The organism is Aliiglaciecola sp. 3_MG-2023 (assembly GCF_030548205.1).
Lineage (GTDB): Bacteria > Pseudomonadota > Gammaproteobacteria > Enterobacterales > Alteromonadaceae > Aliiglaciecola.
Map to the genome: position 1 here is coordinate 24,352 of NZ_JAUORV010000011.1, position 22,616 is coordinate 46,967.

The following is a 22,616-nucleotide window of genomic DNA, read 5'->3' on the forward strand; positions in this document are numbered from 1 at the left end:
AAAGCGCTAGAACAATTCACCTCTTTGCACGATTTTGCAGAGTGAGAGATTTGCAAATGCGAGGCCTTATCCTAAATGCCCCGTTTTCACATAAATTAATGCGCCGTCTTGTTTGGTGAACGGCGTATGCCGACTTAAGTGGGGGCTTCGTAACCAAGTACCTTTAGGATAGCTGCCATGTTCGTCATGGAAGGTGCCATCTAAAACGAAAATTTCTTCGCCTCCCCAATGCTGGTGGCTATTAAATTGGGTATTTGGCGCCCACTTAACTAAAGCAACGTGTTCACTTCCAAAGTGATGTAAGGGCATGACGGTTAGCCCATCAACAAGCCCTTGTTGCCAAGGTTGCGTGGGAGTATGAATCACCTTTTGTGCATCATCGGCTTGTTCAAATTGATGGAGTTTAACAAAGATAATTGCGCCTTCTTTGCCAATTTGAGGAGTGTGCGAGGTCCCTATCGGGTTACGCACATAACTGCCTTGGGGATAATCTTGATGTTCATCTGCAAACACACCTTCCAGTACAAAAAACTCTTCCCCACCAGAATGAGTGTGTGCTGAAAACTCACTAAACGCTGCATACCTAACGATTGAAGTGGCCCTAGCCACCTCATCGCCAATTCTGTCCAGCATCATTCGTTCAACACCTAGCATAGGCGAGTCAACCCATTGATAATCATCCGGACGAATCACAATACGTTGTGCAAAGTCTGCGTTAATACGAGTTGTCATACTTAGGTTCCTACAGTCATTCTTACTTTGATTGATGCCGGTGTTTAAATCCCTACTTGTGTTCACAATAGTTACTAACTAACGGGCGCCAATGGTTGAATGAAATCGGCTAAAAACCAGATTATACAAGTTCTTATTGAAAGTACGTGGTTTTGTTGAAATGAGGTTGCACAAACGTTATGGGTGTCTACATAAAGGGTTAATGTCATGGGTGTCTATATAAAGGGGTAAGGTTGCTGCTGGCCAACTTAACGATCTCAGCAAACATCGGTTTTTCGATGCTTCTATTTTCGACGAAATAAATATCAACTATACTAATGGTAGCTCGGATTTTGTCATTAATATCAGTGACTATTCAATTTTTGCCTTACCAGATGGATTTGACTCAGCAAGCCATTATTTCCATCGTCTGATTGCTCATAAAGCCTTTAACTTGAAGGGGGTAGCAACTTGTTTGAATCAAAAATCTTTCTCTCACTTTCAAGTCTCGTACTGATGTGGGGCTGTTCGGTTATGCCGACAATGGCATCATCCGTCATCGACCTTCACCTTCATGCTGGGCCAAGCAGCTCCGCGTCACGTTGGTATTCAACTGAATTAAACGAGACTGCGGATGAGGCTCAGACACGCTACTTGCTCGATACGTTGAACGCCCATTCTATCGTCAGAGGTGTGATTGGTGGTCCTCCCGCTGACGTAGAGCGGATTCGCAGTGCCGATCCTAGCCGTCTCATAGGCAGTGTGGCATTTCCTTGTTCGGATGGCGTGGATCCAAATTTATTTCCGTGTTTTAAGGACGGTGGCGATTGGCCCGATTTAGATTGGCTAAGCAAAGAGGTTGATGCTGGAAGAATTGGCGCCATTGGCGAATTGTATAACGTGTATGCTGGCGTTGCGCCCAACGATCCTCGCATGTGGCCATATTATGCGCTTGCGGCTAAGCATGACTTGTTGGTTCTAGTGCACGCAGATGCAGGGCCACCTCCAGAAGGCCGAGTTGAGGGATGTTGCGCGGACTTTGACGAACGTTTAGCACGCCCCGCACTTTATGAGCCAATTCTAACTCGCTATCCCCAACTTCGTTTAGTTTTGTATCACGTATTTCGACCTGATTTTGTTCAAGAAGCGTTAATGTTGCTCGACAAGTTCCCAAATGTGATGGTTGAGACATCACCCATGACCCTAGTTCCCACTCCTCTAGTACATAGTGCAATCAATACCTTTGTTGAGGCAGGCCACGAAGATAGGATCGTTTTTGGCTCTGATTATTGGGGAGCTATTTCGGGAAGTCTTGAGGTGATTGAGTCTGCCCACTTTTTATCTGAAAAGCAGAAACGCGCAATTCTTTACGACAACGCTGCTAGATTATTGTCTATGGACAAAAACTAAGGTGCTAGGCAGGGAAATGATTCTCTTGTGAATCTATGATAACTGGTAAACTTCGTTTTCAATAGTTGACTGTAATATGGACGTTCTAAAAAGTGGAAGTTAATTAATGAAAACAGCATTAGTTTTGGGAGCGACAGGGTTAATTGGTAAAAATCTAGTTAATCGATTAGCGGCAGACGAAGGCGTTGAAAAGGTCGTTGCTGTTACGAGGCGGCCAGTTGAGTATCAATCTAACAAAATCGTTAACCAAGTGGTTAATTTTGACGAACTAGAACAATACAGCGATGTGTTTATAGGTGATGTACTTTTTTCTTGTTTAGGCACAACTGCGAAGCAAGCCGGTTCTGTGCAAAAACAACGAAAAGTTGATTTTGATTATCAGTATCACGCGGCCAAAATAGCCGCCGAAAACGGCGTTAATCACTATATTCTTGTTTCATCTAGCGGTGCGAATGGGAAGAGCATCAGCCCTTATCTCAAGATGAAAGGCGAGTTGGAAGACGCCGTGTGTGTGCTACCTTTTAAACGTATAAGTATTGTGCAACCTTCACTCCTTATTGGAGAGCGGGAAACCTTTCGGTTAGGGGAAAGCGTGGCAAGTTGGATCCTGCCTATTTTATGTAAGCTTCCATTTTTAAAACGCTATCGGCCTATCTCTGGTGATGAGGTGGCGAAAAAAATGATTTCAATTAGCCATACTTCGGCAAATACGAAACAGATTTATCGACTTGATGAGCTTTTTGGGTAATATCTATACTCAACTAATGCTCAAAATATGTTGCACAACCTAACTCTATACCAAGGGTTAGCCATAAAAAATCTGGAGACTATGATGAAACCTATTTTACTGTTAATTGTGTTTTTATGCGGTTGTGTCGCTAAGCCGACTTCGCAAATACCTGCTCAGCCGAATAAACCTGCCATGGAGCTTGGGAATTTTTCTGTCAGTCTTGCGGTTAAAGATATTGTGGAATCTCGAGCGTTCTATGAAAAATTAGGGTTCACTGTCAGAGCGGGAGATCAGCAGCAAAACTGGCTAGTTCTGCAAAATGGAAGCACGATTATTGGTTTGTTCCAAGGAATGTTCGAGCAGAATATTTTGACCTTTAACCCAGGTTGGGATAATGATGGGAAAGAGTTAGCGCAATTTACCGATGTTCGGGCGCTACAAAAAACACTCAAAGCAAAAGGCATTGTACCCCTTGCAGAAGCTGATGAGACGAGCACCGGGCCTGCATTTTTTATTATTGAAGATCCTGATGGAAATCAGATTCTAGTCGATCAGCATGTGCCTGCATTAGACTAGAAAATAATGCCATACCGGGCATTTGGGTAAGTGAAAAAGGGGAAATTAGAAAGTCGTTGTCTACTCTCCCTTCGTTTTAATTTTTACATGGAATGACGTTTAGCATTTAACGTCATGTCACGCAATATGGTGAGCTGCAGTGGCAGCGCTATTCAGTACGCTGTCAAACTTCGCTGGGCTAAACGTTGTTTATCACTGAGCAAGGATAGGAATTTGGATACCACATTACTGATTATTCTGGTTTTTGGTTTCATCATGAGTCTTATAGCCATCATTGGTGGGCTTTTCATTTTATTGCCTGAAGATATTTTGCAGCGCTGGCTAAAGGCGATAGTCGCTTTTGCTGCGGGCTCATTGCTTGGGGGCGCTTTCTTTCACATGCTTCCCCATGCACTCAACGCATCGGAAGCGCAGAGCATGGTGATGCTATGGGTGGTCGCTGGCTTTACCGCCTTTTTCGCCCTTGACCAACTGCTCGAATGGCACCATTGCCACCGATTACCTTCTGAACATGTTCGGCCATTAGGTCCGCTGTTGCTTATTGCTGATGGGGTGCATAATTTTCTTGGAGGGCTGGCTATTGGGGCTATCTTCCTTGTCGATATACGGGCTGGTATTGCTGCTTGGACGGCCGCCGCGTTGCATGAAATTCCTCAAGAAATAGGTGATTTTGGAGCCATGGTTCATGCAGGCTATTCACGTCGCAAAGCATTAATTTATAACTTTATTTCGGCTCTCACCTTTCCCCTTGGCGGTGTTATTGCCTATGCTGTTGGGCAAAATATGAATGTGTATTTTCTGGTGGCGTTGGGAGCGGGTAATTTTCTGTATATCGCAGGCGCAGATCTGATTCCTGAGATTAAACAGGCTGAAGGACTGCGGGAAACCGGTGTACGTTTCGTGTTTTTTGTATTAGGCGTTTCCCTTCTTTATGCAGTGACACTGTAATGGGTATGACAAAGAGGGGGGAGTGTGACACCCAAAATATGTACCGGCACTTTTAGATTTATAGGTATTTATCCGTTCGTCGCGGCATGACTTTATAAAGTACTGAATTAACTATTTAGCTTAATTTGAGGTGTGCATTATCTGCTTTGTACTGCAATTTGAAATTTAGGAATAAAAATGAGCAAAGTTATTAAAAAGCGTCTGTTGATAGTAGTTGGTATCATTTTTTTGTGGTGGTTCTTTTTCTTTGATTTGCGAGTGTATCAACTAAATAATGTATTGGCAGACAACAGTGAAATTGATAATTATCCATATCCCTTTAGTGTCGTCTCTTTTGAAGACGGTGTAGCCACCATATCGAGTCCACGCTCGGGGAAAGTATCAGCAGTCACCGTTTTAAGGCAGCTGTTTCCTGAGCTTCGCAATGAAAGTGAAAGCTCGTCAAAAATGGTGGAAGCACAGCAGACATTAGCTGCTACTCAGTCGAAAGTTGCCGAATTAATAAAGCAACAAGAGGACGTTAACCGCGTCACTTGGGAATTAGACGAATATTGGTTAAGCAGTCACGGAATTGAAGTATTTTAAAGCATGAAATTATATCTCGTTGCGGCGACAGTTAACGGTAAATGAGACGGCAAGTATTGCATATCAAGGAGCTTAAAGAGTTGCTGAATTTAGAACAAAAAAATGCGTTTTGGTCTGATAAATTTGACAGTTTAGATTTATCCGGTGAAGAGGTTTCGTCGAAAGAATTTGAAAGCTGTACCTTTGACAAGTGCAATTTCAGCGACACTGCATTTAAAAGATGCACGTTTATCGACTGTGAGTTTAGTCACTGTAATTTGAGTAATGCACAAATAGCATATTGCATATTCACTGATGTTAGCTTTCGAGATTCTAAATTAATTGGGATAGATTGGACTAACGTAGCTTGGTCAGAATTAATCTATAACTCTCCGGTTAAGTTCTATCAATCTATTCTTAACGATAGTTCCTTCTATGGGCTTTGTTTACAAGATTTAACAATGGAAGCATGCAAAGCGCAAAATGTGGATTTTCGTGAAGGTGATTTTCGCCATTCAAATTTCACCTTTAGCGAGCTGCAAGGGAGTTTTTTCGATAATACCAATTTGTCGGGTGTGGACTTTTCAGAAGCCACTGACTACAACATTGATATTCATCGTAACAAACTCAAAAATGCCAAGTTTAGTCGCTTTGAGGCGGTTAGATTACTTGAAAGCCTTGATATTCAACTCGTTGATTGAATAACCGCGACTTTAAACTAACGTGAAGGTTTTAAGTTTCGAACGGTAGGTTTAGTCTGAATTATTCAATATACATTGCGCAGTTTTGATAATTGCCTCAATAATGGTGTAGTCGGCGCGGCTTTTACCGGTGATAGCATAATAGCGTTCATTTAAGTTATTGGCTTGGCCAATACAATGCACGCCGTATTGGGTTTCAACATGTGCGGAAATGGCAGAAGGTGCACAAAATGCACCTAAGTTTTCACTTCCAAACAGTTTAAGTAATGCGCTGTCGTCAAATTCGGCGACAATTTTAGGGTAAAGCTGTTCACTTTCAAGCCAACTGGTAAGGGCATGGTGTATGCCTGATGTATTACCTTGAATAAGTAATGGCATATGATTCAAACATTCTGGAAATGAGTGCTGATTGAGAAGTGGCTCTTTAGCAAAAAAACTTAACGAGCTTTCTCCTAAAAAGTGACTGTTGGCGTTTATTTGAGTGCCTGGTGCTATACCTCGGTCAGCAACTATGAAGTCGATGGCATTGATGGCCAGTTCTTTAAGTAGCCCATCGAAGCTGTCTTCTTTTATGACATATTTTACGTTAGCAAAGTTGCGCATCGTGTCGTGAACAAAATCGTAGAAAAGTACTTTGGGAACGCCGTTTGTAATCCCAATAACAAACTCTTTTGAGTTCACATCGTCGTCACTGCTAAGAATTTCTGCTAGTTGATGGCCTTTTTGAAATATTTCACTGGCATACTGGAAACTAACTTTTCCCTTGTCGTTGAGATATAAACGCTTATTGATTCTGTCGAAAAGTGAATAACCCAGTTGATTCTCGAAAGTGCTAAGTTGGCCACTAGCTGTCTGCGGCGTAACGTGAAGTAGTTTAGCGGCTTTGGCAATACTGCCTTCACGAGCAATCAAATAGAAATAGTAAAGATGATGATAGTTTAAATGGTGCATATGTCAGGTTTTTCCGATGAACTAGGAAGAATATAACAGATTTAAGTATTATTGTTTTCAGTTTACTCTCACTACAACATGTGTTTTGGATGCTAATGAAGGAATTATGGGAAAAGTAATCAATTTACAAGCAACCAGAAAAACACTGTTCGGGTTACTAAAGCCGGAGTCGGGCTTTTTCTGGGTGGCAATTGCCTACGGTGTCGCCATCAGTTTAATGACACTCGCTGTGCCTATTGCGGTACAAACACTTATCAATAGTATTGCCAATATTGGCTCTACTCGTTCCGTAGTAACTCTTGCTATTGTGTTGTTTTTAACGCTTTTTATCTCAGGTATCTTGAGTGCGCTTCGAATGCGTATTATGGAGTTTTACGAGCGTAAAGTTTACGCCCGCCTTACTGCCATTATAAGCTTAAAAACGATTATGGCAGCCCATAGCTTTTTTGAAGGGCGGCAAAATACCAACATCACTCAGCGTTACTTCGACATTATGACGTTACAGAAGAATATACCTTCGCTGATGGTCGACGGATTCGCTTTAGTGTTGCAAATGCTAGTGGGTTTTACGCTGGTGTCTTTCTATCACCCGATATTATTTGCATTTAATTTAGTCCTCATACTCGTCATGTATGCAATTTGGAAAATATGGGGTACTGGGGCTAAACGTTCAGCCATTGAGCTTTCCCATGCGAAGTATGACTCTGCCAAATGGCTAAATGATATTGCCGGTGCTCATGAGTTTTTTAAATCTGCCGCTCACGTTGAATACGCCGGCAGAAGCACGGATACATTCATCAATAATTACCTGAATAAACACAAAAGCCACTTTCACTATACGTTTTCACAAGTGGTTATGTTTCTACTTCTTTATGCTTCTGCCAGTGCCGCTTTGTTGGGGATTGGTGGTGTGTTAGTGGTGCAGGGGCAGTTATCTATTGGTCAGTTAGTTGCGGCTGAGTTAATCATGTCCGCCGTGTTTTTTGGTTTATCGCGCTTTACCCAATATTTGAAATTGTATTATGAATTGTATGGTGCGGCTGAAAAAATCGGTTCGACCCTGGTTATTCCGCAAGAAGATGTGAATGAGCAGGCGGATCGCGTTCCCACCTCGTCCCAGCTGGTGTTTAATAAGCTGCGGTTAAGTCATGGCGAGGATACTTGTTTTATCGACCTTAAAATTGAAGCCGGTAGTAAGTACTTTATTACTACTAACAAGAGTTGGGTGCAAAAACAAATTATTGGGCTGATGAAGCGTTACGATAAACCGCAAAAAGGTGAAGTATTATTAGGTGACTTAAGTTTATATGATTTCGATACCTATGAGTTGCGACAAGGGATTAATACGCTAGACCGCTCTTTAATTGTTGAATGTACTATTGAAGAGTATTTGCGCCTAGCTAATCCTCGTGCAAGTTTCGCTGAGATACGTGCCGCTTTAGCCGCTGTTGAGTTAGATTCAGTGGTTGATGCGTTACCAAATGGCCTTGACTCCAAAATTTCTGTGTTAGGTGCTCCACTTCAACCTCTGGAGTTTTTGCTGTTGAAGCTGGTTGCGGTAATTATCGAAGAGCCTAAAGTACTTATTATTAATCAGCATTTTGATGCCATACCTTTAGCATTGAGATTACGTTTACTTGCGCGGTTAACTCAACTTAAGTGTACAGTGTTGTACTTCACCAATACGCCTGAGCAAGACTCTTTAGATGGGATTATCTACCTTGAAGACACCGCAAGTATCGTAGAGCGCGGCCCCACAATTGACTTAAACCAACAGTCAAAACAGCAACAGGAGGCTGCTGATGAATAGTGCAGAAAAACGTTTTATCAATAACGTCAGTTCACTTTCATCCCAGCATGTTCCTAAGCTTCATAAAGTTGTATGTGGCCTAGTCATTTCCTTGGTGATATGTGCCTCCCTGATTCTATGGTTTACTCCGTGGATGCAAACGGCGTACGGCACTGGTGCAGTAGATTCCCTAGATCCTGTGGATAGAACGCAAGCTATCAGTGCGTTAGTTGATGGTCAAATTAAGCAGTGGCATGTGCGAGAAGGTATGCAGGTAAAGGCTGGAGATCCTATTGTCACTTTGATTGATACTGATGCTGGTCGATTGGAAAAAATGCAATCTCAGCTTGCCGCAGCCAAAGCCGGTCATCAGGCAAACGAGACTGCAGTGGCAAATGCAATGAATAATCTAGCCCGCCAAACAGGACTGCAAGAACAAGGATTAGTGTCTCGTAAAGAAGTGGAAGCGGCACAGATCAAAGTGCAAGAATTAAAGGCTAAAGCAGCGAGTTCATTATCGGCTATCAATGAGGTTAGTATGAGTTTGTCTCGGCAGTCTATTCAAACCAAAGTGGCCCCCGTGGATGGCACTATAATTCGTCTTTATTCGGGAGGCATGTCGACTTTTGTTAAAGCCGGTTCGGTACTCGGGCAGTTTATTCCGTTGAATGCTAAGCGTAGCATTCGTATTACGGTTACTGGTCTAGATGCTCCCCTTGTTAAAAAGGGGGCAAAGGTGCGATTGCAATTCGAAGGTTGGCCCGTGTTTCAGTTTAGTGGTTGGCCGGGTAGTTCAATCGGTACGTTTGGTGGCGAAGTGGAGTATGTGGAGCCCGTTGCAAGTAATGTAGGGACGTTTCAAGTCTGGATAGTACCAGATAAAAATGATGTACCATGGCCTAGAGAAAGTGCCACTCGTCTGGGAAGTCGAGTCAAAGCCTGGGTACTGTTAGAGGAAGTGAAGTTAGGTTATGAATTATGGCGGCAGCTAAATAACTTTCCTCCCCAGCAAACGGCTAAAGCAACTGATAGCCAATCAGAAACGGCAAGTTGGTAGCGCACGATGATTAAATTACCTCTAAGCATAGTAACAGGCCTGCTTTGCGCTGGTTTACTAAATATCGTGTTTGCTAAGCCACCTCTAACAGCAAAAGCGCCCGCCCCAACGGTCTCAGAGCTAATCCAAGCCATGCAATACCATCACCCTTACACACAGGCCATTGCTGAAGGCGAAATTCAAAGTTCAGCTGAGGTGGATATTGCTTTGAGTGAGTTCGACCCTTTTGTTGAACAACAAACATCGAGTCGGGTGAGTGGATATTATGATGGTTTGGCACTACAACAACGAGCAGTAAAACCACTTTCATTTTTCAGTGGCGAGGTTTACACCGAGTACCGCATCGCCGATGGCGACTTTCCTATTTATGAACAAGAATACGAAACCCTCTCTGGTGGAGAAGCCAGCGTGGGTATCGCTGTCTCACTGTTAAAAAATAGAGAAGTCGATAAACGCAGAGTATGGTTAAAAAATGCCAGACTTGCAGGTATGCAGTGGCAAGCCCAAGCACAGGAGCTATTAAACGGTTTTTTGTATAAAGGAATTGCAGAGTATTTATCTTGGTATGAAAGTGCTTTGCAAGTTGTTGAAGTTGAGTCTTTATTAGCAACAGCTACTGAGCGTGAGCGAGCGCTTACTACCAGGGTTGAGAGGGGTGATTTGGCACGCGCCACGTTAACTGAATTTAGGGCCAATATACTAGAGCAACGTTTGCTGGTGGCAAAGCTTAAGCAAAAGCGCAATGGACATGCTCAATCGTTATCATATTATTGGCGCAACAGTACCGGAAAAATGCAATCTCTGGTTACTACAGTAACACCCCCAGCCAATATAGAGTGGCCGTTTCATGTTACCAATACGCAGATTGCGCTTTTGCGTCAGCAAATAGGCCAACACCCAGAGTTAGCATTATTACGTATGGATCAAAGCGTTGCACAGAACAAGTATGCATTGGCGGAAAATGCGCTTTTACCAAAACTTGATTTTAAAGCCTCCATTGCACGAGATATAGGTAGTGGGCCCAATTCACTTGACGGGACGGAAAGTAAATTGGGATTATCATTTTCATATCCCTTGGGAAATAGAAAAGCAAAGGCTGAGCAGGTGAAGCTGGCATCGAAACAACGCGAATTGAGTAATAAATACCTTTCCACTAAACAATCTTTAGAACAAGCTTTCGAAAAAGCCTACGAATATTGGATTCAGGCTAAAGATATCGCAGATTTACAACAACAAAACGCTGAGCTAGCACAGCAATTATCAAACATGGAGCGCCAGCGATTCGATGCGGGAGACAGTGATATGTTTACCTTAAATGCGCGAGTATCCAACGAAATTCAAGCGAAAATGAAAGTGATACAAACCAACATTGAGTTGCTAAATGCGGAATTGATGCTCTATCGCGTGGCGGCTATGTTGCACGATACACGCGTTTAGAGCAGCGATGCTTGTCGTTGCTTCATTGCTTACAATATTTAACAATGAATGAATGAATGCAAAGTGCGAAATGTGGAATTTTTGAAGCCACTGATTACAACATTGATCTTCACCTCAACAAACTAAAGAACACTACATTTAGCCGCTTTGAGACAGTTAGACTAGCTGAAAGTCTTGCTATTAAATTGCTCGAATAAGTCTAAATATGGATGGAGTCTTACAATGGATGAAATAATATTTTGTTGCATACATTGCTGAATATGCGTTTTTATAACATGAAAATTGAATGCAAATTAGGAGTGTTATGAATATCCCGAAGTTGTTAATTATCGTTTTATGCTTTATTGCTAGTTGTGCGTTATGTGCGGCGCAAAGCAAGCCTGAAATAATGGCTAAAAGTCAATTTACGATTGGTGATACCATCGAATTTCATTCTATTGTGTTAGATGAAAGTAGAGTGCTTAATATCTACCTGCCAAGTAGCTATGACGCGGCTATTGATAAACATTATCCAGTTATCTATCTGCTTGATGGATCTGCTTCTGAAGATTTCATTCATTTAGCGGGCTTAGTCCAATTTGGCTCGTTTTCTTGGATAAATCAACTCCCCAAGAGCATTGTTGTAGGTATTGAAAATGTTGATAGGAAGCGCGATTTCACCTATCCCACTAATAACCTTTTAGATCAAAAAGACTTTCCAACAAGTGGAGGCTCTGAACAATTTATTCAGTTTATCGGCACAGAAATCCAACCATTAGTCGAAAATAACTATCGTACAAACTCGAAAAAAACCATTATTGGTCAATCATTAGGGGGATTGCTGGCCACTGAGATTTTATTCAAAGCACCCAATCTCTTCGATAATTACATTATTATTAGTCCGAGTTTATGGTGGGATGATGAGTCACTATTAGAATTCGTAGCGTTAACCTCTAGTTCGCCCAAGTCCATTTATATAGGTGTAGGAAAAGAAGGTGAAATAATGGAGCGAGTAGCAAAAGCGCTATTTGAAAAAGTTAAAGCAAATACACCTTCGCACTATACCGTTTACTTTAATTATTTTGAGCAACTAAGTCATGGCGACACTTTGCATTTAGCCGTGTATGACGCATTTGATAAGATATTTAGAAGTAAAAAAGAGTAAGCATACTTGTTTAATCAGCAGGTCAGAAATCCAAATTTTGGCTTAAATTACGTTGAGAATTCCCGATGAAAAAGAAGATTATCGCCGCGTTACAGATTGGCTCTTCCTCCCAAGGAACGGCGCAAACGTTACAACTGATCTTAGGTTATAAAGAGCGTATTTTAGATTCCAAATGTGATTTGTTAGTGATGCCAGAAGCACTATTGGGGGGCTACCCCAAAGGAGCTGACTTTGGCACTAAAGTGGGATATCGAACGGAGCAAGGGCGTGAAGACTTTTTACATTACTGGCAGCAAGCAGTTGATATTGATGGTCCGGAAGTGCAAGAGTTGGTTGAACTGGCAAAAAGTTGTAATACGTCAATCGTGATAGGGATTATCGAGCGCGGTGGTTCAACTCTTTATTGCACGGCGTTATTCATTACCGAAAAAGGTGAAATTAATAAGCACCGTAAATTGATGCCCACCGCCAGTGAACGATTAATCTGGGGGCAAGGTGATGGTTCGACATTACCTGTATTAGAGGTATCTGCAGGGCGTATTGGTGCGGCCATATGCTGGGAGAATTACATGCCATTGTTACGCTCAGCCATGTATGCCAAAGGTATAGAAATTTGGTGTGCACCAACGGTCGACGATCGCGATATATGGCAGGCAAGCATGCAACACATCGCCTATGAAGGACGCTGCTTTTTAGTCAGTGCTTGTCAATATCAACCTGCACCGACTGCAGAAACCAGCATAGATCCATCTTGGCCAAAAGATAAACCTCTAATTAGAGGCGGTAGCGTGATTATTTCACCTATGGGTGAGGTACTAGCAGGCCCTATATACAATGAAGAGGGATTAATATGCGCTGAGATTGATTTAGACGAGATTGTTAAAGCTCGATATGATTTAGACCCCGCCGGGCACTATTCCCGTCCCGATATCTTTCAACTGTCCGTTAACGAGCAAGCTCGTCCAGCAGTAACCATTGTGAAGCCTGAAAATAACAATTAGTGATGTTTTGCTTGGCTAAAAATGGCAAAATAATAGACCTTCATCTTTGCTTTAATTAGCAAATTATTTTCATCAATAAGTCGAGTTGTATCATTTGCAATATTCTCAACGTGCGCAAGGTATTTCCCCCTTTTTTGCTATGGCCTTTGGGGCTAAAGCTGCCGAATTAGAAGCCCAGGGGCATCATGTTGTTAAGCTAAACATAGGTGAGCCTGATTTTGGCGCACCACCTGATGTGTTGCTTTCTATGCAGCAGTTAGCTACCACAGCCCCTCTTCCTTATACCTCAGCTTTGGGGTTGCCTGAATTGAGGGCGGCCATAGCGGGATTTTACAAAACGGCGCACAATGTTGATTTGAATCCTAACCGTGTGGTGGTAACCGCTGGGGCTTCTGCGGCTTTATTGTTGTTATCTGCGGCCTTTGTCGATCCCGGTGATAAGGTCATTATGGGCGATCCCTGCTACCCTTGTAACCGTCAATTTATTAAGAGTTTTGGTGGGAACGTACAGTTGGTGCCCACCCAAGCGCAGACACGTTTTCAGTTGAACATGGCGTTGCTTGAAAAACATTGGCAACCGGGGACTCGTGGTTTGATGTTGGCTACGCCGTCTAACCCTACAGGTACGGCTGTCGCGCCTGATGAACTGGCGGCAATGTGTGAATTCGCAAAAAGCCGTGGAGCATGGCGCATTATTGATGAAATCTATCTAAATTTGCATCACGGCGATGCCAATACTCAGCCCGTTACGGCTTTGTCATTTGATGCTGAGGCGTTGGTTATCAATAGCTTTTCCAAATACTTTGGTATGACGGGGTGGCGGTTAGGTTGGTGTGTAGTGCCTGAACGCGCGGTGCCTGTGATGGAACGCATGGCGCAAAACTATTATATTTGCCCATCTACGCTCGCCCAGAAAGCCGCATTAGCCTGTTTTACCCCTGCATCCATTGCCGTCTGCGAATCACGGCGAGAGACCCTTAGGTTTCGTAAAGAATTGGTGTTGGCGGGATTAAAAAAATGCGGTTTAGACGTGCCCGTTCAACCAGACGGTGCGTTTTATGTTTACATCGACGTGAGCCGCACCGGACTTTCCGCCATGTCGTTTTGCGATCGTGTTTTACAGGAAGCCCATGTGGCGCTAACGCCAGGCAATGATTTTGGTGAATACCAAGGCGACCACTTTGTACGTCTATCATTTGCTTCAGCAGAATCAGAGTTAGAGGAAGGACTGAAAAGACTTGCTGGGTTTATGGAGAAATGGGTGAATTGAAACTAAGAGATTAAAGGGGTGCAATTTTTCCCCTCGTGAGTTGCTGTATGACTTTGATTCGTCGGCTGCGAGGCTAAACATTATAAATGCAAATATCTCAATAGGATGCTCTTCCTATTTTGGTATTCAATTCGATTAGAGTAAAAAGGACGTAAGAATATGAAGATCTTAGGAATAGCGCTATTGAGTTTAACTATTTGTAGCTGCGCGACACAAACTTATAATGTAAATGGAGGCGGTGGTACTGAGCCAACGAAAGAAACAATGCAGCCATTTTTTGTTAGTGGAATTGGTCAAACGCAAGAAATGGATGCTGCCGCTATCTGTGGTGGCGCAGACAAAGTAGCTAAAGTTGAGTCTCACGTTTCATTTTTGAATGGTTTTTTAGGTGCGATTACATGGGGTATCTATACTCCAAGGCAAGCTAAAGTTTTTTGCATAAAATAAAGTTGATATTAAGGTTTGCTAAAGCTGATAGTTATCAGTTTTAGCAAATTTCTGCATACAAAACGCGATAAAATTGTTGTAAACTTCAAACACTCGACGCTTAAAAAACAGCCAGATCAGTGAAAATATATTGATTAAAAAAAGCGACTTTATTCTCTTACAGATAGCGTCCAGATATCGATTCAATGCAGGTAAAACAGCATTTATATGGTTATTTCAACTTGCTATTATTGCGGTAAATACAGGCTGTGTATCTTTACCTAAAAATAATTCAGTTCGGAGTTTATCCGTGATCGCACCTCCCGACGCAGTGTTAAGTCAACTTGCATCTGCCAATACACCATCAAATCCAAATGAATCATCCTTTGTCTTTCTCAGTGACGGTGCAGATGCCTTTGTCGCCAGAATGGCATTAGCGTCCAAGGCAGAAACCAGTATTGATGTGCAATATTATATTTGGCACAACGACGTTACAGGCAATTTGCTGGTAAATGAATTGATTAAATCTGCGGAAAGGGGCGTGAGAGTGCGTATTTTAGTGGATGATATTAACTTTTCATCTGCCAATGATGATGCACTCGCCTTACTTGCAAGTTACCCCACAGTTTCGGTAAGAGTGTTTAACCCTTTTAACCGAAAAGTGGATAAAGTTAGCCAGATGGTGCTCCGCTTTGGTGACATCACCCGGCGAATGCACAACAAGTCTTTCGTGGTAGACGGCCAAGTTAGTATTCTTGGTGGACGAAATATTGGGGATGAATATTTTGGCGCCAATAGTCAGTTAGAGTTTGCTGATCTTGATGTGCTTTCAATTGGGCCAATAGTCGCAGACGTTTCATCGGTATACGATTTATATTGGAACAACCCTTTAGCTTACCCAATTGAATTGCTTCGCCCTAAGATGTTCGATAAACAGTACATTGATAAAAAGCGCGAAGAATTGTTTGATTTTGCACTTGAGCAACAAAACTCTGTTTATGGGGATAAAGTTCGTGCGTCAAACTTTCTGAAACAGTTACTGGAGCAAAAGCTTTCATTTTTCTCCGGTAATGTTGAGTTGATTTACGATGATCCTGATAAAATTTCAAGTAGTCGGGATCAAACTGAACTTCACCTGATCAGTAAATTAGCACCGAAAATACATAATATTCATAAAGAGTTACTCATTATTACACCTTATTTTGTGCCAAAAGATAAGGGCTTAGATTTTCTGCTGGCCCTTGAAAAAAAAGGAGTGCAAGTTAGGGTTGTTACTAATTCATTAGCATCAACAGATGTCTCTATGGTGCATGCTGGCTATAAAAATGCCCGTAAAAAACTACTTAAGGCTGGTGTTGAGCTGTATGAAATGAAAGCAGATCCAAGTGCCCTAAAAATGCCTAACAAAACAAATTTTGGTTCTTCAAGAGCGAGTCTGCATGCCAAAACTTTTGCAATTGACCGTGAGACTTTATTTGTCGGCTCGTTGAATGTTGACCCTAGGTCTTTTACTGAAAATACCGAGATGGGCATGTTAATTCATTCCGAAGAGGCCGCGCAAATTCTAGGGGAATGGTTTGACTCAGATCTCAAACAAAGCGTTTACACGCTGTCTTGGGATGAGCAAAGTGGTAATATAATCTGGACAGACTACAATGATGGTGATGTGAGAAAATATTCCCACGATCCTGATACAAGTTGGTTACTTCGACGCTGGGTAGACTTTTTAAGCTTGTTGCCAATAAAGTCTCAACTCTAGATTTTTAATAGGTTTAGGGGCCTCAAACAACAATAGAATATCAGAGTGAAGTTCATATTCCTTCGATAAGGCTAACCCATTAGTTTTCGTTTTTACCTTCGATGGCGCGAATTTTTGAGTATATTTCTTCTGCCTCATAGGTGAGTTGCGAATAGCTTTTGATATCGCCATTTCGTTGTGCATGCATTGCCTTTTCTAATTTCATGGCATGCTGTTTCTTGAGTTTTTTAGCCGGGTCGCTTTTAAAGAGTGAAAACATTATATAATTCCTTTATAAATTACAGCTTCTACGTACAAACATCGAAAAGGTTTAAAATTCGTTTTATTGGTTTCGGTGCAACAAACTAACAAATAATGCCTAGCCAGTTAGAATATATATCAAAATTTGCTATCTTAGGGAGTTCCAAATGCGTAGCCAACGTTACCGAATACTCTGCATAACGATGGCTATAAAAATACAAAGTAAGTTTACAGAAACTGCCAAACCCACCACCACAAGGAGAGTTATATGAATGATAAGAAAGAAGAATATTGGGGAATGCCGTTAAATACTTATTGTATGCTGATTCATTTGAGTCAGCTAACCAGTATTATCATTCCAGGGTTGGGATTTATCTTACCTATCGTTATGTGGGCAACGAATAAAGATAAACATGAAGCTATCGATATACATGGCAAAATCACGGTTAATTGGTTAATTAGCCTTTTTATCTATTCAATAGTTTGCGGTATTTTAGTGTTTTTAATTGTCGGGGTTTTTGGACTAATTATATTGGCCATACTTAACTTAGTGTTTGCTATTATCGCAGCAATCAAAGCCAATAATGGTGAGGTTTGGGTTTATCCCCTTAGCATTAAGTTTCTTAAATAATTGGCTCTTCAGTGCCACAGAAAAAAATTGATAGACCCCCTCTGTTTTTTCTGTGGCTATGACGACCTTGAATCTGTGGCCTTTGGCTAGTAAAAGTTAAAGCACCTCAAGTGTATCACTCCCCTGCGCGACCACATTGCGTGGTTTAGCATGAAAATTTTGACTATCATTATAAGAATATCAACAATCATCAAATTTATTGGTGGTTGTTATTGTTCAATGATGTTCGAAGTCGGTCTGAAGTGAAAGCAAGACATTAGGTGTCTCAAGCCAACATTGTAAAAACACTATTAAGGATGCTAATGAATCTTTATCCTTCCTTAAAACGAAAATCTGAGAAATGGCTCTTATTATTACCAAGGGTTCGATTCTTTGGTTTTTTTGGTTATCTTTCTATTATTATCTCTTTAAGTCTTGTTATGTTTGCCGGTTCGCAAATGGTCACCGGAGACCAAGGCGATTTAGTGGTTTCTATGACCACTGCGGAGTATCGAGGTCTCGTTTGGATGTTAAGTATGATCAGTTTTTCAATTGGTTTACTTTGCCTGATAATTAGTGATTTAAGGGGCGCTGTTGAGTCTATTGAATACAAAGGTGCTCAATAATGAGAGATCCTGAACGTATTACTGAATTACTCGAACTTATCAACGCGCTGTGGAGCAAAAGCCCAGATTTACGTTTTAATCAGCTGATTTATAACCTGCAATACGGGTATTCTCAGAAAAACAGTAACCTTGGTCTTATCAAAGTCGAGGACAGTGACGGTTTTACTCGTACCGGTTTTGATTTTTTTAACCTCGAAGATGAGGCTTTTATCACATACCTCAAGGAGGTTTTATCCCATGGAAAATATTAATACTTCTGCCAATCGACCTAGTAACCATATGCACGCTCTTAATTATAAAAGCATTGTCGGGTTGAGCTCTGTGCTGCTTAGTTTGTTAGCAGGATGCACGACAATTGCGCATCAAAATAGCCCAAGCTCTGACTACGATGTGGCCTTTACGTGTGTGAATGGCGAGAGCTTGCGAGTGCAATTTTATACTGAGCAAGAAGTCGCTGTGTTGCTGCGGCATTCAGATGAGATAACCTTGCCCCAACAAAAGAGTGCATCAGGATTTATTTATAGTAATGGGCCTAACACTATTCGAGGTAAAGGCGATAATTTGACTGTCGAAATTGGCAGAATGATGCCAATCGAGTGTGTAAAACAGTGAGTATTTCTCTCACACATCAAGGCACTGCCCTCTAACCTGAAATGCGCCACCTTTGACTTATATTGTGACTGATTAATATTGCTTGGCTTGAATTAGAACGTTTTGAAACCCATATTACTAAATTGAAGCCCAAGTCGAAGTTAGCGGGTTTCTAGTTTAGTTTTTCACTGAGGTTTAAAATGACAGATTCAACCATTCAGATCGTGTGTTCAAGTTGTAATGCAAAAAACCGTCTTCCCAAAAATAAACTTGCCGATAATCCGTTGTGTGGGAAATGCGGCAAGCCGGTTCTATCGAGCCATCCAGTTGCTGCTACTGACCAAAACTTCAGTCGTTTTATTACCCATAACGGCTTGCCAGTAGTGGTGGATTTTTGGGCACCGTGGTGCGGCCCTTGTAAGCAATTTGCGCCCACCTTTGAACAAGTAGCCAGTGAAATGTCCACTCAAGCCTGTTTTGTAAAGTTAGATACAGAACGTAATCAGCAAACTGCTGGTGGCTATCAAATTCGCTCCATTCCAACGTTAATGATATTTCATCATGGCAAAGAAGTCGCTCGTCTATCTGGTGCCTTACCTAAAACTCAGTTTAAACAATGGTTAGCACAAAACTTACCGAAAGTGTAATTTGGGAATATAAAATCGTTAGTGTGATTTTCAACTGATTCACTCAGTACGGTTCGACAACCTTCGCCTACTCCAATCGGTGATTATGGGGTTGGATTGGGCTAGGTAGTGTTTTCTCGCCTAAAATATCGAGCAAGTTTATTTCAATCGTTCTCGACATGGCATGCAGTGGCAGATCATTGGCTGATACCCCAAATGGTTCTTCTAATTCCTCGCTCAATGCGTCTAAACCAAAAAATGTGTAGGCTATTATGGCGCTGAATAACGGCGTCATTAAGCCTTGTGAAGCGACAATACCGAAGGGCAACATAAAGCAATACAAGTATGCGGTGCGTTGCACAAGTAACATGTATGCGAAGGGAAGCGGGGTATTTTGAATACGCTCACACGATGCTTGAACGTCAGCCATGGCTGTTAAATGTTCATCCATTTTTAGCATTAAAAAGTCAGATATCATATTTTTTTGTCGACACTCTCCTAGTCTTATTCCGATTAAACGCAAAATTCCATCGGATAAGCTTTGTGCATTTCGTATAAATTGCATATCGTTTTGTGCAATGTAAGGCGTAATATCGGGCCAGGGATCAGAGTGTCGTAATTGATGTCGCAGTGCGTGGCTAAATGCAATAATCAGTTTGATGATGTATTTTTGGGTTTCAGCTCCCTCAGTTTGCTTGTCATCAATATAGGAAGTCATCTGACGGGAGAGACTACGAGAAGCGACTATGAGTTTGCCCCACTGTTTACGTCCTTCCCACCAGCGGTCATAACTTGCATTATTTCGAAAACCCAGAAATAACGATAAGGCTACCCCAAACAATGCCACTGGGGCGAGTGTGAATTCGGGAAATGCCTCAGGGTAAAAATGTTGGATGGCTGCAACACCTGCGCCTAATAAAGTAATAAAGATAATTCGCAGATAGATGAGCGGTAAAACCGAGCCTCTTATAATAAAAAACAAGCGCAGTGAGTGGGGATTATCGCGTATAATCATAGGTGCCTCTATCTGGATGGTTGTATGCCATTATAATGAAATGGCGAACAAATTTCAGTGAACCTTGATATTAGGAGCCAACATGAAAACTGCATCACCAACCAATGGAAAACCGCCTTCATTTGATCCAACAGATAGTCAGCGTATCGAAATCAGTTCGCCGAAAGACTGGGCTGCTGGTATTCCAGCTGTTATTTCTGCTTATAAAAACGTCACATCGAAAGCTGGGCCCTTTAAAGGCACGCGGCTTCTGTCTGATTTGAATCAGATTGAAGGCTTCGATTGTCCTGGCTGTGCTTGGCCTGATCCCTTAAACAAGCGCGCGACGTTTGAGTTTTGCGAAAACGGTGCAAAAGCGGTGGCTGATGAGGCAACAACGAAGCGTGCAGACGCGCAGTTTTTTGCTAAACACAGTATTGCTCAGTTATGTGAAAAATCTGACCGTTGGCTCAACGATCAAGGTCGCTTAGTCGAGCCAATGTGGCTTGCGGAGGGCGCGGAATATTATCAACCTATCGATTGGGATAGTGCGTTTGCAATCATCGCCAAGCAATTGAATGTATTAGATAGCCCCAATCAAGCCGCGTTTTATACCTCTGGGCGCACCGGCAACGAAGCGGCATTTTTATATCAATTATTTGTCCGTAAATTTGGCACTAATAACCTTCCGGATTGTTCGAACATGTGTCATGAGTCCAGTGGTGTCGGATTGGGGGAAACCATCGGTGTGGGCAAAGGCACCGTCAGTCTCGAAGACTTAGAACATGCTGAAGCGATTTTTGTGTTTGGTCAGAATCCGGGGACAAATCATCCGCGAATGCTCGGAACACTGCAGGACGCAAAACGTAATGGCGCAAAAATTGTTGCCATCAACCCGCTGGATGAAACCGGCCTCAAACGCTTTAAAAATCCGCAGGAAGTGTCCGGGGTGATTGGCAACGGTACTGCGCTTCGAGATTTGTATTTACCGGTGAAAATAAATGGGGATGTCGCGCTATTAAAAGGTTTGTGTAAAGTCTTAATTGAACGTGATAACAAACACCAGCCAGTACTGGATCATGAGTTTATTGAGCAGTATTGCCATGGTTTTGAAGAGTTTAAGGCCGATATTGAGCAGACCAGTTGGCAGGATATTGTAAAGGGTAGTGGTCTATCCCAAGCGCTCATTGAGCAGGCTGCAGATATTGCCTGTGAATCGAAAAAAACTATTTGCTGTTGGGCAATGGGCATGACCCAGCATAAAAATGCGGTGGCCAATATTCAACTAATGACCAATTTTTTGATGCTGCAAGGCAATTTAGGCAAGCCCGGTGCCGGTGTTTGTCCTGTGCGAGGTCATAGCAATGTGCAAGGTGACCGAACCATGGGCATTTGGGAAAAACCTAGAGCGGAATTTCTAGACGCTCTTGAACAAGAATTTGCTTTTAACCCGCCAAGAGACAACGGTGTTGATGCAGTTGAGACTGTGCATGGTATGCAGCAAGGGCAAATAAAAGTACTGTTTGCCTTGGGCGGAAATTTTTTCAGGGCCATGCCTGATCACCAAGCCAATCAACAAGGGCTAAGTCAGTGTGAGTTAACGGTGCAAGTGTCAACCAAGCTAAACCGCTCTCATTTATACACTGGCAAGCAAGCATTAATTTTGCCCGCGTTAGGGCGCACTGAAATTGACACTCAAAATAGTGGTATTCAAACTATCACCGTTGAGAATTCAATGGGGGTTATTCAAACTTCCCACGGCAAGATCCCTCCTGCATCTGATTTACTAAAAAGCGAAGTAGATATTATTGCTCAGCTTGCACAGCAGACGCTTAAAAATGATAGTGTTAACTGGTTAGCATTACGGGATGATTACCGTCTTATTCGCGACCATATTGCGAATGTTATCCCCGGTTTTGAAAATTTTAATCAACGTATTGATGAGTTAGGTGAGTTTGTACTTCCCAACGGTGTGCGGGACGCGCGAAACTTCGTTACAGCCACGGGTAAAGCAAACTTCATGGTGCACAGTATCGACAATATTGATGTGCCAGAAGACTGTTTATTAATGATGACCATTCGTAGTCACGATCAATTTAACACCACAGTGTATACCAACAATGACCGCTATCGTGGCGTTCGTGGCACTCGTAAGGTGCTGTTTGTTAACAAAGAAGACATTGCAGATTTGGGGATGCACAGCGGTCAAAAAGTCACGATTCGTAGCCATTGGCCGAATGATCAGGCGAGCATCAGAGAAGTAACTGATTTTGCGTTAGTGGAGTATGCTATACCGAAAGGGTGTGCCGCGGCCTATTACCCTGAGACCAATGATTTGATCCCCATTGGCAGTGTAGCTGATAAAAGTAACACACCAGCCTATAAGTCGATTGTGATTAGTTTGCATGCCGCTAGCTAATCGTATTGGTGAAAAAGGAACACAACGGCAAGCGCT

At 42.3% G+C, this 22,616-nt stretch carries 24 protein-coding genes; 20 read left to right on the plus strand and 4 right to left on the minus strand.

The features are described from left to right. Positions 1-66: 66 nt before the first annotated feature. Positions 67-732: a cupin domain-containing protein gene (locus Q4574_RS13285; RefSeq protein ID WP_303474625.1), complete on the minus strand. Its 666-nt coding sequence runs from the start codon at positions 730-732 to the stop codon at positions 67-69. A 450-nt stretch (positions 733-1,182) separates the two neighbouring features. On the opposite strand from Q4574_RS13285, the gene Q4574_RS13290 reads away from it, so the two are divergent. From Q4574_RS13290 to Q4574_RS13315, 6 genes are all read left to right on the plus strand, one after another. After that, positions 1,183-2,121 (plus strand): amidohydrolase family protein, encoded by a 939-nt coding sequence (locus Q4574_RS13290; RefSeq protein ID WP_303474626.1) that lies wholly within the window; start codon positions 1,183-1,185, stop codon positions 2,119-2,121. 106 nt (positions 2,122-2,227) lie between these two features. Then, positions 2,228-2,869, plus strand: coding sequence for an NAD(P)H-binding protein (locus Q4574_RS13295; protein ID WP_303474627.1), 642 nt, complete (start codon positions 2,228-2,230; stop codon positions 2,867-2,869). An 84-nt stretch (positions 2,870-2,953) separates the two neighbouring features. Continuing rightward, positions 2,954-3,427, plus strand: a complete 474-nt coding sequence (locus Q4574_RS13300) for a VOC family protein (RefSeq protein ID WP_368411643.1) — start codon at positions 2,954-2,956, stop codon at positions 3,425-3,427. A gap of 213 nt (positions 3,428-3,640) precedes the next feature. Then, a complete protein-coding gene (locus tag Q4574_RS13305; protein ID WP_303474628.1) occupies positions 3,641-4,375 on the plus strand; it encodes a ZIP family metal transporter in 735 nt (244 codons plus the stop codon). 177 nt (positions 4,376-4,552) lie between these two features. Next, positions 4,553-4,960 (plus strand): hypothetical protein, encoded by a 408-nt coding sequence (locus Q4574_RS13310; protein ID WP_303474629.1) that lies wholly within the window; start codon positions 4,553-4,555, stop codon positions 4,958-4,960. Positions 4,961-5,040: 80 nt separating this feature from the next. Next, positions 5,041-5,640: a pentapeptide repeat-containing protein gene (locus Q4574_RS13315; protein WP_303474630.1), complete on the plus strand. Its 600-nt coding sequence runs from the start codon at positions 5,041-5,043 to the stop codon at positions 5,638-5,640. Positions 5,641-5,691: 51 nt separating this feature from the next. On the opposite strand, the gene Q4574_RS13320 is transcribed toward Q4574_RS13315, so the two are convergent. Then, positions 5,692-6,591, minus strand: coding sequence for a LysR family transcriptional regulator (locus Q4574_RS13320; protein ID WP_303474631.1), 900 nt, complete (start codon positions 6,589-6,591; stop codon positions 5,692-5,694). A gap of 106 nt (positions 6,592-6,697) precedes the next feature. Here Q4574_RS13320 and Q4574_RS13325 point away from each other — a divergent pair, with 106 nt between their 5' ends. From Q4574_RS13325 to Q4574_RS13360, 8 genes are all read left to right on the plus strand, one after another. Continuing rightward, on the plus strand, positions 6,698-8,401 hold the full coding sequence (locus tag Q4574_RS13325; RefSeq protein WP_303474632.1) for an ABC transporter ATP-binding protein: 1,704 nt from the start codon (positions 6,698-6,700) through the stop codon (positions 8,399-8,401). Beyond that, positions 8,394-9,437, plus strand: a complete 1,044-nt coding sequence (locus Q4574_RS13330; RefSeq protein ID WP_303474633.1) for an efflux RND transporter periplasmic adaptor subunit — start codon at positions 8,394-8,396, stop codon at positions 9,435-9,437. The genes Q4574_RS13325 and Q4574_RS13330 overlap by 8 nt, the downstream gene beginning before the upstream one ends. Positions 9,438-9,443: 6 nt before the next feature. After that, positions 9,444-10,874: a TolC family protein gene (locus tag Q4574_RS13335; RefSeq protein ID WP_303474634.1), complete on the plus strand. Its 1,431-nt coding sequence runs from the start codon at positions 9,444-9,446 to the stop codon at positions 10,872-10,874. A gap of 304 nt (positions 10,875-11,178) precedes the next feature. After that, positions 11,179-12,018 carry an alpha/beta hydrolase gene (locus Q4574_RS13340; protein ID WP_303474635.1) on the plus strand — a complete coding sequence of 280 codons (840 nt, stop codon included), beginning with the start codon at positions 11,179-11,181 and terminating at the stop codon, positions 12,016-12,018. A gap of 65 nt (positions 12,019-12,083) precedes the next feature. Further along, the gene (locus tag Q4574_RS13345; protein WP_303474636.1) at positions 12,084-13,019 is read left to right on the plus strand and encodes a carbon-nitrogen hydrolase family protein; all 936 of its coding nucleotides are present in this window, start codon (positions 12,084-12,086) and stop codon (positions 13,017-13,019) included. 94 nt (positions 13,020-13,113) lie between these two features. Continuing rightward, positions 13,114-14,289, plus strand: coding sequence for an aminotransferase class I/II-fold pyridoxal phosphate-dependent enzyme (locus Q4574_RS13350; protein WP_303474637.1), 1,176 nt, complete (start codon positions 13,114-13,116; stop codon positions 14,287-14,289). Between the two features lie 159 nt (positions 14,290-14,448). Further along, positions 14,449-14,736: a Bor family protein gene (locus Q4574_RS13355; protein ID WP_303474638.1), complete on the plus strand. Its 288-nt coding sequence runs from the start codon at positions 14,449-14,451 to the stop codon at positions 14,734-14,736. A 130-nt stretch (positions 14,737-14,866) separates the two neighbouring features. After that, positions 14,867-16,474, plus strand: coding sequence for a phosphatidylserine/phosphatidylglycerophosphate/cardiolipin synthase family protein (locus tag Q4574_RS13360; RefSeq protein WP_303474639.1), 1,608 nt, complete (start codon positions 14,867-14,869; stop codon positions 16,472-16,474). Positions 16,475-16,553: 79 nt separating this feature from the next. Here the strand turns inward: Q4574_RS13360 and Q4574_RS13365 are convergent, their stop codons facing one another. Then, positions 16,554-16,733, minus strand: coding sequence for a DUF6435 family protein (locus tag Q4574_RS13365; RefSeq protein ID WP_303474640.1), 180 nt, complete (start codon positions 16,731-16,733; stop codon positions 16,554-16,556). 249 nt (positions 16,734-16,982) lie between these two features. Between Q4574_RS13365 and Q4574_RS13370 the strand changes: the two genes are divergently transcribed. The 5 genes from Q4574_RS13370 (at position 16,983) to trxC (ending at position 19,188) form a co-directional block, all read left to right on the plus strand. Then, positions 16,983-17,345, plus strand: a complete 363-nt coding sequence (locus Q4574_RS13370; protein ID WP_303474641.1) for a DUF4870 domain-containing protein — start codon at positions 16,983-16,985, stop codon at positions 17,343-17,345. Positions 17,346-17,647: 302 nt separating this feature from the next. Further along, positions 17,648-17,950 carry a hypothetical protein gene (locus tag Q4574_RS13375; protein ID WP_303474642.1) on the plus strand — a complete coding sequence of 101 codons (303 nt, stop codon included), beginning with the start codon at positions 17,648-17,650 and terminating at the stop codon, positions 17,948-17,950. Beyond that, positions 17,950-18,201 carry a hypothetical protein gene (locus tag Q4574_RS13380; protein WP_303474643.1) on the plus strand — a complete coding sequence of 84 codons (252 nt, stop codon included), beginning with the start codon at positions 17,950-17,952 and terminating at the stop codon, positions 18,199-18,201. The genes Q4574_RS13375 and Q4574_RS13380 overlap by 1 nt, the downstream gene beginning before the upstream one ends. Beyond that, a complete protein-coding gene (locus Q4574_RS13385) occupies positions 18,188-18,562 on the plus strand; it encodes an MliC family protein (RefSeq protein ID WP_303474644.1) in 375 nt (124 codons plus the stop codon). The genes Q4574_RS13380 and Q4574_RS13385 overlap by 14 nt, the downstream gene beginning before the upstream one ends. 179 nt (positions 18,563-18,741) lie before the next feature. Beyond that, positions 18,742-19,188, plus strand: coding sequence for a thioredoxin TrxC (gene trxC / locus Q4574_RS13390; protein ID WP_303474645.1), 447 nt, complete (start codon positions 18,742-18,744; stop codon positions 19,186-19,188). Between the two features lie 67 nt (positions 19,189-19,255). Here the strand turns inward: trxC and Q4574_RS13395 are convergent, their stop codons facing one another. Then, complete coding sequence (locus tag Q4574_RS13395) at positions 19,256-20,182, minus strand: bestrophin family protein (protein WP_303474646.1); 927 nt, start codon at positions 20,180-20,182, stop codon at positions 19,256-19,258. An 82-nt stretch (positions 20,183-20,264) separates the two neighbouring features. On the opposite strand from Q4574_RS13395, the gene Q4574_RS13400 reads away from it, so the two are divergent. Beyond that, positions 20,265-22,580, plus strand: a complete 2,316-nt coding sequence (locus tag Q4574_RS13400) for an FdhF/YdeP family oxidoreductase (RefSeq protein WP_303474647.1) — start codon at positions 20,265-20,267, stop codon at positions 22,578-22,580. Positions 22,581-22,616: the final 36 nt, after the last annotated feature.